The sequence below is a fragment of the Bradyrhizobium sp. genome (genome assembly GCF_022844465.1).
Taxonomy (GTDB): domain Bacteria; phylum Pseudomonadota; class Alphaproteobacteria; order Rhizobiales; family Xanthobacteraceae; genus Bradyrhizobium.
In genome coordinates this window covers 33,847-47,610 of the sequence record NZ_JALHLP010000013.1, presented here as the reverse complement: position 1 = coordinate 47,610, position 13,764 = coordinate 33,847, and the positions used below count along the sequence as shown (strand labels likewise).

Below are 13,764 nucleotides of genomic sequence, written 5' to 3'. Positions count from 1 at the left end.
ACGCGTTGACGAGCCGCCGCTCTAGTTCGCTCGGGACTTTTGGCGGTGAAGGCGTGCCGCAGACCAATATTCCATGGATTGGTGATGCGAAGTTCCCGAGCGAGTTTTGATGCCGGGTATGCTATCGAGCAGTATGGGACAGACACCCGACACAGACGAACCGGTAGTTGAAGCGAAACCAGGCAATCAACCTGAGGATTTGACCGGACGTGCACTCCAACTACGTATTCGGCAGCAGGAGTTGCTCGCCGAACTTGGGGTCCTGGCCCTGCAGCGTACGAGCTTCACCGATCTGCTCGATCACACTGCGCGCATGACGGCCGAAGGCCTGGACGCCCAGTATTGCAAGATCCTGGAGTACGTTCCGGCAGACAAGCGTTTGCTTGTTCGCGCAGGCGTCGGCTGGGGTGAGGGTGTGGTTGGCAACGCGACCGTCGGAGCCGATTTGGGTTCACCGGCTGGCTACGCCCTTCACACCGGTAAGCCCGTGATTTCCAACCATCTCGAAAACGAAGAACGATTTCGAACTCCGGAACTGCTCGCCGAACACGGAATCCGACGAGCCATGAATGTCATTTTGCAAGGCGATGGCTCGCCATTTGGAGTGCTCGAAGTCGATAGCCAGCTTGAAGGAGAGTTTGGCGAGAATGACATCGCTTTCCTGCAAGGTGCGGCGAATATCCTTGGTATGGCGATCGAGCATCAGCAGTACGAGCGCAAACTGCAAGCTGCACTGGAGCGTCATCAAATCTTGCTCAAGGAGGTCAACCACCGTGTCAAGAACAGCCTTCAAGTTGTGTCGAGCATGCTTCACCTACAGGCGAATACCGTTGGTGATCCCGCATTGAGCGAACGGCTCATGGAAGCATCCACCCGAATCTTGGCAGTCGGCCGCGCTTACAATCGCCTCGCGTACAATGCCGACTATGAGAACATAGAATTGGTCGCGTATCTGCGGGAAGTCGTCGAAGATTTGGAGGCGGCAGTTGCGCCCTGCAAGATCCAATTTGATACACCCAGGGAAATCCAGTTCGCGGCAGACCGCGCCATCCTTGTCGCGTTGATTGTCAACGAGCTGATCTTGAACGCCGGTAGACATGCCTATGTCGATTCCGCGGATGGGGTGATCCGCCTACAACTCGCTCTAAGCGACGACAAAACGATCGCGATTTCGGTTAGCGATGACGGAGTTGGATTACCCACCGACTTTGACCCGGCTCTCACCAAGCGGCTGGGTACTCGCATTGTTCGAGCGTTGGCAGGTCAGCTGGGGGGCGAACTGACGAGGCAACAGTCGACTGGAGGCACCCATCTAACGCTCGTCGTGCCGTTACATGTCGTGGCCAATTGAACGCGCGAGACGATGGACGACGTAAGTCGGCCCGCACTCCTTGTCGCCTCTTGACCCAATACGAGCGATTGATCGACATGTATGAGTAAATGAATCGCCGGTGGATCACCGCGCGTTCGCCGGCGCGTGCGCGTGCCACAGATCGGCGCGCCAGTGCAGCACGATCGCCAGCATCAAGGCGAGGCCGGCCGCCGCGTAGAGCGTTGCGGTGGTGGCGAAGCCGACCTCGTCGATCAGGCTGCCGGCCGCCAGAAGGCCGAGCGGCAGGCCGTAGATCACCATCATCCGGACGCCCATCACTCGGCCGCGGAAACTCTCGCTCGCGGTCCGCATCAGGATGACCGCGATCGAGATCATGGCGAGGCTTTGCGAAAAGCCCGCCACCACCAGGCAGGCGATCGCGGTCGGCATCGTCTGCATCTGGGCGAACACCAGCAAGGTGACGTACCAGACGACAATGGCGCCGATCATCAGCCGCGCCATCCTGACATCGCGGACCAGGCTCAAGACGATCGAGCCGGCCAGCGAACCGATCGCAAAGCTCGCCGACAGGTATCCGAGCCCGGTCTGGTTGGTGCCGTAGATCGCCTTGGCGATATAGGGTAGCAGGCCGTTGGAGATCGGGTACGCGGTCAGGTTGGCGAGGAACGCCACCCACAGCGCGGCTTGCATGCGCGGGGTGGTCCAGACATAGGCGACGCCCTCGGTGAGGTCGCGCAGCGGCGAGCGCCGCATCGCTTCCTGCACGGCCTCACTTGCGGGTTCCGGCGTGGCCGGCGCCGTCACGCAGAGCGTCAGCGCGGTCGAGGCGACATAGAGGCAGACGATCGCCACATAGGCCGGACCCATTCCCAGTGCTGCGAACAATCCGGCGCCGCTCAGCGCGCCGGCGATGCGCGCGGTGTCCATGGTGGTCCGGGAAATGCTAATCGCTCCGATCAACGCGTCGCGCGGCATGATGGTCGCCACCAGCGCGCCGCGCACGCCAAGATCGGATGGCCGGACGATTCCCATGAACGCCGCGACGATCAGGACATAGACGGGAGCGAGGTGGCCCGACAGCACCAGCGCCATCAGCACGGCCGCCAGCACCGCGTAGCTGGCGCGCATCATCGCCAGCAGATCGCGGTGGCCGATGCGATCACCGACGACGCCGAACATCGGCGCGACCAGCGTACCGACATAGCCAAGCGAAGCAAACAAGGTGAGCAGCAGGACCGACCCGGTCTCGACCAGCACGTACCAGCCAAGAATCAGCGTCTCCATCTCGAAAGCCCACGAGGTGAGCAGATCGGCAGGCCATTGAAAACGGTAATTCCTGACACGGAACGGAGCGAGCGCGGAAGGCCGCGCGGGGTCGCTCAAGACGCGCTGTCGCGGTGCATCGCGTACCACCCTGCCCTGTTTCTTGTTCTTGCCTCAACGTCGATAGCAAGCCGCGTCCGGCGTTTCAAGCAGCCGACACCGCCTTGCCGCCATGCGCGCGCAACAGCCCGCGAACCTCGACGGACGGCACCGCCGGGCTGAACAGGTATCCCTGCATCTCGGTGCAGCCGAGGACTTGCAACAGGCTCCGCTGCTGCTCGGTCTCCACCCCTTCGGCCGTCGTCGTCATGTCGCTGGCGGCCGCGATGCTGACCACCGCCTGGACGATCGACGACGAGGCGGCGGAACCGGCGAGATCCCGGATGAAGGAGCGATCGATCTTGATCTTGTCGAACGGAAAACGGTGCAGATAGCTGAGTGAGGAATAGCCGGTGCCGAAATCGTCCAGCGCAATCCGGACGCCGAGCTCGCGCAACTGGTGCAGCACGACCAGCGCGGCTTCGTCGTCGCGAATGAGCACAGCCTCGGTGACCTCAAGCTCCAGCCTGTTTGCGGGGAGTCCGGAACTGGCGAGCGCCGCGGCCACATTGAGCGCCAGGGTCTGGCTCCTGAACTGAACCGGCGAGACATTGACGGCGATACGGACATGATCCGGCCAGTTCACCGCCTCGGCGCACGCGGTGGCGAGCACCCATTGCCCAAGCTGATTGATGAGACCGGTCTCTTCCGCAACCGGAATGAACTCGGCAGGCGAAATTATGCCGCGTTCGGGGTGCCGCCATCGCAGCAGCGCCTCGCAGCAACTGACATTGCCGTTCGCGATATCGCCATCCTCGATGGCGATCACCGGCTGATAATAGACTTCGAGACCACCCTCGCTGATCGCCTGACGCAGTTCGAGTTCGAGGCCTCGCCGCGCCCTGGCCCGTTCATCCATGCCGGCTTCGAAGAACCGGTAGGTCCGCCGTCCGTCACCCTTGGCGCCGTACAGCGCGAGGTCTGCGTTGCGCAAAAGCTGGTCGAGGTCCAGACCGTCGCCGGGGGCCAGCGCGATACCGATGCTGGCGTCGGTCGTGATCAGATGCCCCAGGCACTCGAAAGGATGCCTGATGGCAAAATGAATTTCCTCCACCAGCCGGGTGGCTTCCGACGAATTCCTAATGGCGGTTTGAATCACGGCGAACTCGTCGCCGCCGAGCCGGGCCGCCACGTCGGTCTCTTTCAGGCAACCGCGCAGGCGGCCGGCAACACCTCTCAGAAGCTCGTCTCCGACCGGATGACCGAGGGCGTCGTTGATGTCCTTGAATTCGTCGATGTCGATGTAATGGACGGCTAGTTGTTCGCCCGGCCTCATCGCATCCAGCGCCTGCTGGAGCCGCGCGCGGAACAGGACCCGGTTGGGCAGGTCCGTCAGCGCATCGTAATGCGCCAAATACGCGATCTTCTCGTCAGCGCGCGTGCGCTCGGTGATGTCCTCGATGGTGGCGACCCAGCCCCCGCTGTTCAGCGGACGGTTGATGATCTCGATAGCGCGGCCGCCCGGCGCCTCCGTGAGCTGGCGCGTGCCTTTCCCGAGCGACACGTTGCGGATGATCGTTTCGCAGAATTCGTCGACGTCGCCGTCGAACGATCCGGTTTCCTTCCGATGCGCGATCAGCTGGTGCAGGGTGCAGCCGGGCTTGGCCACATCCGGCGACAGGCCGAACATGTCGAGATAGGGCTGGTTGCAAATGATCACCCGCGCGGATGAATCATAGAGAATGAGACCTTGCGGGATATTGTTCACGGCAATCGAGAGCTGACGCCGCTCGGCCCCCACCCGCTGCGAGGTCTGGCGATGGCGTCGCAGCAGCAGGCCGGCGACGACGGCCAGGCCGGCAACGGCCGCCAGCAGCAGGCGCTCGCGAAGGCTCCATCCCGAGGTGGCGATGCCAGCCGCGACCGCCGCCGCGAGCGGGGCAGAACACAAGGCAAACATCCGGATCGGGCCGGCCTTTTCAGCAGGGCCGGCAGAACCGCTCGGAAACCGATGGCCTTTGTCGATACTCACCCTGATGCCTTCGGCACGCGTCTGAACAATTGCAAGCGGATGCAAACCTGCGATCCGGCCGCGGTCAGATTATCGTTACGCAGTACAAATGGAGGGCGCGTTACAACTTTCGGTTAGCATCCGGTTACCGCACGCACTCTCCGACCGGTACTCCACCCTTGACCGGAAGTCGTCGGGCCGGCTGACCGGCCTTCCTTCGGGTTGGTAAACGAATCATGAATTGAAGCCCTGCGCCGCAGGCCTCCGTGGATGCGAAAAAGCCCTGATTTTCCTCGGTAACTCTCCCATGCCGTGACCGGTCAGTATCTGTTGCCCAATGACTCATGACCCGGGCAGCGCAGATTTAGCCGATGCGAAGACCCGCCGGCTTAACCGTTTCGCCAGTGGCGGCTGCGCATAATGCGGTCAGACCCACATTCATGACATTCAGGTTCAGCACCGTGGCATCCTTTGGACGTGTGATTTCGGTGCGCGGTTCCCTCGCACGGGTTGGACTTCTGGCGCCCGCCGACACCGCCATCCCGGAAGTGAGCGCCACCGTCGGCCGCTTCATCAGCATTCGCTGCGCCACCTCGACCATCGTCGCCATGATCACCGAGGTGTCCTGCGAGGACCGGCCAGGTTCGTACGTCGCGACCGCCTCAGTCGACCTGCTTGGCGAGATTTCCGGTGGCGAACGTCCCAAGTTCCAGCGCGGCGTCACCAACTATCCGACCATCGGCGACGCCGTCGATCTCATCACCAACCAGGATCTTCGAACCGTCTACGCGCCGAACGGTTCCGACCAGATCAATGTCGGAAACCTGCAGCAGGACCGGTCCGTGATCGCCTATGTCGACGTCGAGGAGATGCTTTCCAAGCACTTCGCGATCCTCGGCTCCACCGGCGTCGGCAAGTCGACCAGCGTGTCATTGCTCTTGAACGAGATTCTCCTGGCGCGGCCGAACTTGCGGGTTTTCCTGCTCGACGTTCACAACGAGTATGGCCGCTGCTTCGGCGACCGCGCGCTGGTGCTCAATCCGCGCAATCTGAAACTGCCGTTCTGGCTGTTCAATTTCGAAGAGATCGTCGACGTGCTGTTCGGCGGCCGCCCCGGCGTGGCCGAGGAACTCGACATTCTTTCCGAGGTCATTCCGATGGCCAAGGGCCTCTACAGCCAGCACCAGAACGGTGACCGGCTGGGATTGAAGCGGGTCGAATCCAGAACCGGCTATACTGTCGATACACCGGTACCGTATCGGCTGGTCGACCTGATTTCCCTGATCGACGAACGGATGGGGAAACTGGAGAACCGTTCCTCGCGCATCACCTATCACAAGCTGATTTCGCGCATCGAAACCGTGCGGAACGACCCGCGATACACGTTCATGTTCGACAACGCCAATGTCGGCGGCGACACCATGGCGGAAGTGATCAGCCACCTTTTCCGCCTGCCCGCCAACGGCCGGCCGATGACCATCATGCAGCTCGCCGGCTTCCCCGTCGAAGTCGTCGATTCCGTGGTGTCGGTGCTATGCCGCATGGCGTTCGATTTCGGGCTGTGGAGCGACGGCGTCTCGCCGCTGTTGTTCGTGTGCGAAGAGGCACACCGCTACGCCTCCGCCGATCGAACCATCGGTTTCGGTCCCACCCGCAAGGCGGTCTCGCGTATCGCCAAGGAAGGCCGCAAATATGGCGTCTATCTCGGCCTCGTTACCCAGCGCCCGGCCGAACTCGACGCTACCATCATCTCGCAGTGCAGTACCCTTTTTGCGATGCGCCTTGCCAACGAGCGCGACCAGGCGCTGTTGCGCTCGGCGGTATCGGACGCCGCGGCGAACCTGCTGTCGTTCGTGCCCTCGCTCGGCACCCGCGAGGTGCTGGCCTTCGGCGAAGGCGTGGCGCTGCCGACGCGCCTGCGCTTCAAGGAGGTTCCGGTGCATCAGCTGCCGCGCAGCGAAGCCACGATCGCGACCGTTACTTCGGTCGCCGCCGGCCATGACATGCATTTTGTCTCCGCGGTGCTGGACCGCTGGCGAGGCGCCACCTCGCACCGCGACGCGCCGAGCGATCCGTCCGCCGGCGAGCGAGCGGCTCCGCGCGTTATGACGCCGGTGGAGGCGCCGATGCTGCAGCCCTCAATGGGGTTGGATCCCGATCGTTTCTCGCTCCTGAAGAAACCGCTCCGCTAAGGACCGATGTTTGATACGGTTGCCCGCGCAGCCGGTATCCACCCGAGCCTAAAACGGGATATGGTTTCGGCCACGCCGCAGCGCGCGGCTCAGCCGGGACCCTGTCATGACCAAGCCTGTCGCCACGCGATTTCCAACGCCTTCCCTCGACCAGCTACCGGATGACATCCGCACGCGCATCCTCGCCGTGCAGGAGAAGTCCGGCTTCGTTCCCAACGTCTTCCTGACGCTGGCCTCCCGCCCTGACGAGTTTCGCGCGTTCTTTGCCTATCACGACGCCTTGATGGAAAAGGACGGCGGCCTGACCAAGGCCGAGCGCGAGATGATCGTGGTGGCGACATCGAGCGCCAACCAGTGCCATTATTGCGTGATCGCGCATGGCGCGATCCTGCGCATCCGGGCCAAGAATCCGCAGATCGCCGACCAGATCGCGGTCAACTACCGCAAGGCCGATATCACGCCGCGGCAACGCGCCATGCTCGATTTCGCCATGAAGGTGAGTCAGGCGGCCAACGAGGTTTCCGAAAGCGACTTTGCCGCGATCGCGGGCCACGGCTTCAGCAACGACGACATCTGGGACATCGCCGCGATCGCGGCGTTCTTCGCGCTGTCAAACCGGATCGCCAACGTTACCGCCATGCGCCCGAACGACGAGTTCTACCTGATGGGACGGCTGCCGAAACCGGCGTGAAGCCGCGGAATCCATGCGGTTCCCTGGCGCCGCAGCGTCGGACGCCTTCCCGCGGCCTGCAACATTTCATGTTGGAACCAATGCCATCGTGTTAAAATCAGCCAGACTATTTTTTGCGGCGGATCAACAGCGGTGAAACCCCAGCGACCTACCAACTCGGACGGCGAGCACGTCGTGGTCAGTTTTCGCCCGCGTACCTCCGCGCAATCGCCGGGCCGGCAGGCTCAACCCGAGACGCCCGGCGCGAAACCCGCGGCGAATGATCTGTCCAGCTACGAGCTTCCCCGCGACGAGCCCGACGACTTCCGCCACCGGATGCTCGCCAACATTGCCGCACTCGCGTTCACGGTGGCTTTGACCGCAATCGGCATCTGGCTTGCGGTAAGCATCGCCGATCTCCGCAAGACCCAGGACTGCGTGCTGATGGGCCGCCGCGACTGCGCCAGGATTTCGGTGATGCCGCAGGGTTAGCAAGCTCCGGCGCGACCGACCGGCGCAATTTTCGAGAACTGCGCGGGACGGTCCGCGATTCGGCGCCAGCGTCTGCCGTCCTGTGACGATGCGGCAGACGCTGTCGGTAGCTCAAGTGTCGATGTTACGACTTCAGGAAACGAGTTCCTTTCCGTAGGGGAGGTATTCGATCTTCCCCGCGCCGAGATCGTAGCGCGCGGCGACGACCTTGACCTTTCCGCGCTTGATGAGACCGGCCACGATCTTGCTCTTGCCGGCGATCTGGGCTGCCGTGCGTCTGGCGCTTTCGCGCACCGCGTTATCGATGAAATCGCCCGGCTTGCCCCTGACCGCCATGGCCGCCGGCGCAATCGCCCGCACCATCGGCCCGATTGAGCCCGGAAACGCCGCGCGCTTGCTCACCATGTCGCAAGCCGCCGCCACCGCGCCGCAACGCTCGTGACTAAGCACCACTATCAGGGGGACGCCGAGCACGGCGGCACCGTATTCGATCGTACCACGAAAAGCTCGCCGACATTCAGGCCACCAAACAGAAGTTCCGGCGGCACGCGGCTGTCGGCGCAGCTGACGACGGTGGCCCACGGTGCTTGCGAGGCGGCAACGCCGCCACGGCGCTTCGCAAGATCGGCCACGCACACCTCTGGCGCCTTTACATATTTTTCATTGCCGGATTTCAGGTTCGCGAGCGCCTGATCGGCGGTCACCAACGTCGTCGCGCCGGCTGCAGCAAAGGCTTGACCCGCCCCGAAAAGAACGGGGCCGCCGCGAGTCCCAAGCCCGCTAGCGCAAGAAATTTTCGTCGGCCGATCATCGTCCGCCGTTCACAGATTTCGCACATGGTAATTCTACCCCCTTGTTGGTCAATTTCCCCAAGAAACAGTCTAATAAACGGAGGAACTCTTGGCAGGCGGCGAGACTGCCGGACACCAGTTAGTGTCGATTCTTCCCACTCCGCTCAAAACCCGCCCTGGCTCTCGATGGGCTGGCGCGCGACCGCGCCCGGACGGTGGCGACAGCGCAAGGCAGATCGGCTTTACGGTCGACCAATTCTCGCGCTGAATCCATCGCCCCCGGAACGGCCGCTCCATTGAACTCAGCCCCCCGCTCCGATATACGGGCATTCGACTCCGGCCGAGGGAACAGGGCCTTCCGGGGCAGCGCCCCCGCCTCCTCGCGCCGTTCTAGATTATCTCCAATATATCAAAGGCTTAATGATGTCCTCCACATACGATCAGATCGCCAACATTATCGCTGAGACCTGCGACATTCCACGCGACACGATCAAGCCGGAGAGCCACGCCATCGACGACCTCGGCATCGACAGCCTGGATTTCCTGGACATCGCCTTTGCCATCGACAAGGCGTTCGGGATCAAGATGCCGCTTGAAAAATGGACCCAGGAAGTCAACGACGGCAAGGCCACGACCGAACAGTATTTCGTCCTGCAAAATCTCGCCGATCGCATCGACGAACTGGTCGCCGCCAAGAACGCAGGCACGGGCGCCTAGCCGCCCGCCATGCAACTCGATTATTTCCAGCTCATTGATCGCATCATCGACCTCAATATCGGCGAGAAGAAGATTACGGTTGAGGCGCAGGTTCCGATGGCGCACACTATCTTCGAGGGGCACTTCCCCGGTTTTCCGGTCATGCCCGGGGTGTTGCTGACCGAAGCCATGGCGCAGAGCTCCGGCTGGCTGTTGCTCGCCGTCCTGAAATTCGAGCGCATGCCATTCCTGGCTATCGTGAAGGAAGCCAAGATGCGGGGGTTCGTCAGTCCCGGTCAGTTGCTGACGATCGATGCCACGGTCGAGCACGAGGGGTCCGGCTATGCGGTCACCAAGGCAAAGGCCAGGGTCGGCAAGGAGCTAAAGTGCAGCGCCGAGATAACTTTCGGCCTTTCCCCCTTCCCCGACCCGGCCTTTCGCGGGCACATGGACGCGATGGCCCGCAAGATCGGCTTCCCCCTGCAGGCGATGGCGCATGACTGAGCCCATATCGTCGTCCGCCAGGGAAGTCTGGATCACCGGCATCGGTATCGTCTCTTCTCTCGGCGAAGGGCTGGATGCGCATTGGGAGGCGCTGAGCGCCAGGCGCATCAACATCGACGACAAGCGCTTCGCGCCCTACATCGTCCATCCACTGGCGCCACTGTCCTTCGACGCCCAGATCCCGAAAAAGGGCGATCAGCGGCAGATGGAGGCCTGGCAGCGCATTGGCACTTACGCTGCGGGGCTCGCGCTGGATTCCGCCGGCGTCAAGGGTGACAAGGAAATTCTCGCCCGGATGGACATGATCGTCGCCGCCGGCGGCGGCGAGCGCGACCTCGCGGTCGATCTGGCGATCATGAATGCCGACGCCAGGGGCAATTCCAGCCCCGGCTTTCTCAACGAACGGCTGATGAACGATCTGCGACCGACGCTTTTCCTGGCGCAGCTTTCCAACCTGCTCGCCGGCAACATCGCCATCGTCCACGGCGTATGCGGAACCTCCCGCACCTTCATGGGCGAAGAGGCCGCCAGCATCGACGCGGCGCGGATCGCGCTGGCGCGCATCCAATCCGGGCAGAGTGACATCGCGCTGGTCGGCGCGGCCCACAACGGAGAACGCTCCGATCTCCTCGTCCTCTATGAATTCGGCGACTACAATCTGACCGGGAAATTTGCGCCGGTGTGGCAACGCGAGGGCAACGGTGGCTTCGCACTCGGCTCCGCCGGCTGTTTCCTGGTGATGGAATCCCGCGAGCACGCCGAGGCCCGCGGCGCCAAGCCTTATGCCAGGCTCGCCAAGGTGGTCGCCGACCGAGCGCAACGCAAACAGCCGGGCGCGGTGACGAAATCGCTGGAAGCGTTGTGGCGGAAGCTCGACATCACCGGCGAGCGCGGCAACCTGATCACGGGTGCGACCGGCGCCGAGCCGGTGACGTCCGAAGAAAAGGTCTTTCTGCGCCAGCACCCCGGCTTTGCCGTGCGCGCCACCGGGACAATGTTCGGCCACACGCTGGAAACCCAGTTTCCGCTCGGGCTGGCCCTAGCTTCGCTATCGATCAGCCGCGGCGCGCTGTTTCCGCCCAACGATCCCACCGGCATCGAGGTTAAACAATCGGGTAGTCCGGATCAGATCGTCGTCATCGGAGCGGGCCACTGGCAAGGCGAAGGCATGGCCCTGGTCGAGGCCATCACGTAGAGCGTCTGAAATGGATATCGCGCCGTTTACGCGGAGCCATGTCAGGCGATGGAGCAAAGCGCGGCGTTCACTCGCTGCGCGGGAGCCACGGGGGAAACATGTCAGCACCACGCGATAAGTTCGGCAGGCCGATCGTCGTCGTCACCGGCATGGGCGTGGTGACGTCGCTCGGCGCCGGCAAAACCGACAACTGGACCCGGCTGACCGCAGGGGAATCCGGCATCCGGACCGTGACCCGGTTCCCGATCGACGGGCTGAAATCCACCATGGCGGGAACGGTCGATTTCGTCACCGTCGATCCGTTCTCGTCGACCGGCCTGACCGAGCGGCTGGCGGAGATCGCAACCGAGGAAGCGCTCGATCAGGCTGGCATCGGGGCCAAGGCCGATTTCCCCGGCCCGCTGTTTCTGGCGGTTGCGCCGGTCGAGGTGGAGTGGCCGCAACGGCTCGAACTCGGTCGCGCGATCGGAAAGACCGAGTTCGGCTACGACGACATACTGCGCGTCAGCGGCGGCGGCCGGTTCGCGAAATATCACCATCGCTTCATGTTCGGTTCGGTGGCGAGCCATCTGGCCGATATATTCGGCACCAAGGGATCGCCGATCTCGCTATCGACCGCGTGCGCGTCCGGCGCGACCTCGATCCAGCTAGGCGTCGAGGCGATCCGCCGTGGCGATGCCGACGCGGCGCTGTGTGTGGCAACCGACGGCTCGGTCAATCCGGAAGCGGTGGTGCGCTTCTCGCTGTTATCTGCCCTGTCGACGCAGAATGATCCGCCACAGGCCGCTTCAAAGCCGTTCTCGAAGAACCGCGACGGCTTTGTGATGGCGGAGGGCGCCGGCGCGATGGTGCTGGAAAGCTACGATTCCGCGATGGCGCGCGGCGCCGCCATTCTCGGCGTGGTCGCCGGCTGCGGCGAGCTGACCGACTCGTTCCATCGCACCCGGTCGAGCCCGGACGGCAAGCCGATCATCGGTTGCATGCGCAAGACGCTGGCCGATGCCGGCCTCGAGCCGGAACAGATCGACCACATCAACGCCCACGGCACCGCGACGCCCGAGAACGACAAGATGGAGTACAACACCACCGCGGTGGTATTCGGCGATCATTTGCCGAAGATACCGGTGTCCTCCAACAAGTCGATGGTTGGGCATACGATTTCCGCAGCCGGCGCGGTCGAGGCGATCTTCTCGCTGCTGACGCTGGAGCATCAGCGGATTCCGCCGACCATCAATTACGAGATTCCGGATCCAGCCATTCTGTTCGACGTGGTCGCCAACAAGGCGCGCGATGCCCGCGTCACCGCTGTCATGTCAAACTCGTTCGGTTTCGGCGGCCAGAACGCCTCGCTGATCCTCACCCGCGAACCGGTCTAGAGCATGATCCGGAAAAGTGTGCAGCGGTTTTCCGAAAAGATCATGCTCAAACAAAGAGCTAAAGCGCGATGATGATTCATTCCAATCTCATCGCGCTTTAGGCCGGCGCCCCAGCAAAAATGAACCGCCTGCTCCTGCGCACCAAGGCGCGCGTTCGCGACGCCGCCAAACCGCTAGCCGAAGCCGCCGTCGGCGCGCTGACCATCGCGTTGTTGCGCACGACCCGTTACTTCGACCCGATCAAGACTGCGAATTTCTTTGGCCGCGTCACCCGCTTCATCGGCCGACGGCTGCGCGAGGACCGGATCGGTCGTGAAAATCTCAAGGCGGCCTTTCCGGAGAAGTCGCCCGAGGAGATTGAAACCATACTGTCGGGCGTCTGGGACAATCTCGGCCGCATCGGCGCCGAGTTCGCCCATCTTGACCACATCTGGGACTATGACGTCGATCATCCCGATAGACCCAGCCGCGTCGAGTTCGGCGCACGAACGAAGCAACTTTTCGATTCCCTGCGGGACGACGGCAAGCCCGCCATCATCTTCGCGAGCCATCTCGGCAATTGGGAGATTCCCGCGCTCGGCGCCGTTGCCCACGGCCTGGATTGCGCCATCCTTTTCCGGCGGCCGAACATCGAATCCGCCGACCGCGCCATCCAGCGTATCCGCGCCGTCAAGATGGGCACGCTGGTGCCGGCTGGCCGCGAGGCGCCGCTGAAGCTGGCGGAGGCGCTGCAAAACGGTCAGCACGTCGCGATGCTGGTCGATCAGTACATGGGCAATGGCGTCGAGGTGACTTTCTTTGGCCGCAAGACCAGGGCCAATCCGACCCTGGCGCGGCTGTTGCGGCAGGTCGAATGTCCCGTGCATGGCGTGCGCATCATCCGCCTGCCCAACCACCGGTTCCGCGCCGAACTGTCCGAAGAGGTCAAGCCGGTGCGCGACGCTTCCGGCCAGATCGACATCCAGGGCATGATGCAGGCGGTCACGTCGGTGATCGAAGGCTGGGTGCGCGAATATCCGGAGCAGTGGCTCTGGCTTCACCGAAGGTGGCGGTGAGTCCAAGTCGTCATTCCGGGGCGATGCGAAGCATCGAACCCGGAATCTCGAGATTCCCCGGTGCGCAATTGCGCGCCTGAGGTCTGG

The 13,764-nt window shown here is 63.0% G+C and carries 10 protein-coding genes and 2 pseudogenes; 9 read left to right on the top strand and 3 right to left on the bottom strand.

The annotated features are described in order from the left end of the window. Window positions 1-133: 133 nt before the first annotated feature. Window positions 134-1,351, top strand: coding sequence for a histidine kinase dimerization/phosphoacceptor domain -containing protein (locus Q0D31_RS18000; RefSeq protein WP_291853969.1), 1,218 nt, complete (start codon window positions 134-136; stop codon window positions 1,349-1,351). Between the two features lie 105 nt (window positions 1,352-1,456). Here the strand turns inward: Q0D31_RS18000 and Q0D31_RS17995 are convergent, their stop codons facing one another. Together Q0D31_RS17995 and Q0D31_RS17990 are read right to left on the bottom strand one after the other, a co-directional pair. After that, the gene (locus Q0D31_RS17995; RefSeq protein ID WP_291853967.1) at window positions 1,457-2,716 is read right to left on the bottom strand and encodes an MFS transporter; all 1,260 of its coding nucleotides are present in this window, start codon (window positions 2,714-2,716) and stop codon (window positions 1,457-1,459) included. Window positions 2,717-2,801: 85 nt separating this feature from the next. Continuing rightward, window positions 2,802-4,574: pseudogene (locus tag Q0D31_RS17990) on the bottom strand (EAL domain-containing protein); the annotation flags it as partial. Between the two features lie 572 nt (window positions 4,575-5,146). Here Q0D31_RS17990 and Q0D31_RS17985 point away from each other — a divergent pair. The 3 genes from Q0D31_RS17985 (at window position 5,147) to Q0D31_RS17975 (ending at window position 8,060) form a co-directional block, all read left to right on the top strand. Next, entirely contained in the window at window positions 5,147-6,898 is a 1,752-nt protein-coding gene (locus Q0D31_RS17985) for a DUF87 domain-containing protein (RefSeq protein WP_291853965.1), read from the top strand. A 106-nt stretch (window positions 6,899-7,004) separates the two neighbouring features. Beyond that, window positions 7,005-7,589 (top strand): peroxidase-related enzyme, encoded by a 585-nt coding sequence (locus Q0D31_RS17980; protein WP_291853963.1) that lies wholly within the window; start codon window positions 7,005-7,007, stop codon window positions 7,587-7,589. 132 nt (window positions 7,590-7,721) lie between these two features. Further along, complete coding sequence (locus Q0D31_RS17975; protein WP_291853961.1) at window positions 7,722-8,060, top strand: hypothetical protein; 339 nt, start codon at window positions 7,722-7,724, stop codon at window positions 8,058-8,060. A gap of 132 nt (window positions 8,061-8,192) precedes the next feature. Here Q0D31_RS17975 and Q0D31_RS17970 read toward each other — a convergent pair. Further along, window positions 8,193-8,608 (bottom strand): annotated as a pseudogene (locus tag Q0D31_RS17970) (carbonic anhydrase). Between the two features lie 666 nt (window positions 8,609-9,274). Between Q0D31_RS17970 and Q0D31_RS17965 the strand changes: the two are divergent. From Q0D31_RS17965 to Q0D31_RS17945, 5 genes are all read left to right on the top strand, one after another. Then, window positions 9,275-9,568 (top strand): acyl carrier protein, encoded by a 294-nt coding sequence (locus Q0D31_RS17965; RefSeq protein ID WP_074832091.1) that lies wholly within the window; start codon window positions 9,275-9,277, stop codon window positions 9,566-9,568. Window positions 9,569-9,577: 9 nt separating this feature from the next. Continuing rightward, window positions 9,578-10,051 (top strand): 3-hydroxyacyl-ACP dehydratase FabZ family protein, encoded by a 474-nt coding sequence (locus tag Q0D31_RS17960; RefSeq protein WP_291853953.1) that lies wholly within the window; start codon window positions 9,578-9,580, stop codon window positions 10,049-10,051. Next, window positions 10,044-11,246 (top strand): beta-ketoacyl-ACP synthase, encoded by a 1,203-nt coding sequence (locus Q0D31_RS17955; RefSeq protein ID WP_291853951.1) that lies wholly within the window; start codon window positions 10,044-10,046, stop codon window positions 11,244-11,246. The genes Q0D31_RS17960 and Q0D31_RS17955 overlap by 8 nt, the downstream gene beginning before the upstream one ends. 98 nt (window positions 11,247-11,344) lie before the next feature. Then, complete coding sequence (locus Q0D31_RS17950; RefSeq protein ID WP_291853949.1) at window positions 11,345-12,622, top strand: beta-ketoacyl-ACP synthase; 1,278 nt, start codon at window positions 11,345-11,347, stop codon at window positions 12,620-12,622. Between the two features lie 119 nt (window positions 12,623-12,741). Next, window positions 12,742-13,677 carry a lipid A biosynthesis lauroyl acyltransferase gene (locus Q0D31_RS17945; protein WP_291853946.1) on the top strand — a complete coding sequence of 312 codons (936 nt, stop codon included), beginning with the start codon at window positions 12,742-12,744 and terminating at the stop codon, window positions 13,675-13,677. Window positions 13,678-13,764 lie beyond the last annotated feature (87 nt).

Coding starts and splice junctions, on each gene's coding strand:
- Q0D31_RS18000 (WP_291853969.1), top strand. CDS start 134: ATGGGACAGACACCCGACACAGACGAACCGGTAGTTGAAGCGAAACCA.
- Q0D31_RS17985 (WP_291853965.1), top strand. CDS start 5,147: ATGACATTCAGGTTCAGCACCGTGGCATCCTTTGGACGTGTGATTTCG.
- Q0D31_RS17980 (WP_291853963.1), top strand. CDS start 7,005: ATGACCAAGCCTGTCGCCACGCGATTTCCAACGCCTTCCCTCGACCAG.
- Q0D31_RS17965 (WP_074832091.1), top strand. CDS start 9,275: ATGTCCTCCACATACGATCAGATCGCCAACATTATCGCTGAGACCTGC.
- Q0D31_RS17960 (WP_291853953.1), top strand. CDS start 9,578: ATGCAACTCGATTATTTCCAGCTCATTGATCGCATCATCGACCTCAAT.
- Q0D31_RS17955 (WP_291853951.1), top strand. CDS start 10,044: ATGACTGAGCCCATATCGTCGTCCGCCAGGGAAGTCTGGATCACCGGC.
- Q0D31_RS17950 (WP_291853949.1), top strand. CDS start 11,345: ATGTCAGCACCACGCGATAAGTTCGGCAGGCCGATCGTCGTCGTCACC.
- Q0D31_RS17945 (WP_291853946.1), top strand. CDS start 12,742: ATGAACCGCCTGCTCCTGCGCACCAAGGCGCGCGTTCGCGACGCCGCC.